The organism is Pseudomonas sp. FSL R10-0399 (assembly GCF_009600165.1).
GTDB classification, from domain to species: domain Bacteria; phylum Pseudomonadota; class Gammaproteobacteria; order Pseudomonadales; family Pseudomonadaceae; genus Aquipseudomonas; species Aquipseudomonas helleri.
Genome location: NZ_WIWK01000321.1, coordinates 1 through 326, shown reverse-complemented (window position 1 = coordinate 326; position 326 = coordinate 1). Strand labels below are relative to the sequence as shown.

Genomic DNA, 326 nt, shown 5'->3' with positions numbered 1-326 from the left:
CCGGGTGTTGTGCCAGCACGGCCACCTCGCCCTGCGGGTTGAGATGGCTCGCCGCCTGACGCAGGGCTTCGCCCACAGTGTCCAGAGCCGCCAAGTCGCTGGGCACCAGCACCCAGTCGAAGTCACGGGCAGCACTCAGTTGTGCAAAATCGATCAGGTTCAGCGCTGGGCAATCGACGCGCAGCATCTGCGCCAGCTCGGGTTCTTCTACGCAGTAGCTGTAGTCGATGCGATCAAAGTCGAGCCCGGCGTACAGCGACTCGGCAAACGATGGTCCGCCCAAGCCCAGTTCCAGCACGCGCAGGCGTTGCCCGGCGGGCAAGGCG

The 326-nt window shown here is 65.3% G+C and carries 1 protein-coding gene; it reads right to left on the bottom strand.

Annotated elements, in window-relative coordinates; all coding sequences use genetic code 11:
* Positions 1-326 (bottom strand): hypothetical protein (locus tag GHO41_RS30005; RefSeq protein WP_178126633.1); only part of this gene is annotated, 326 nt, incomplete at both ends.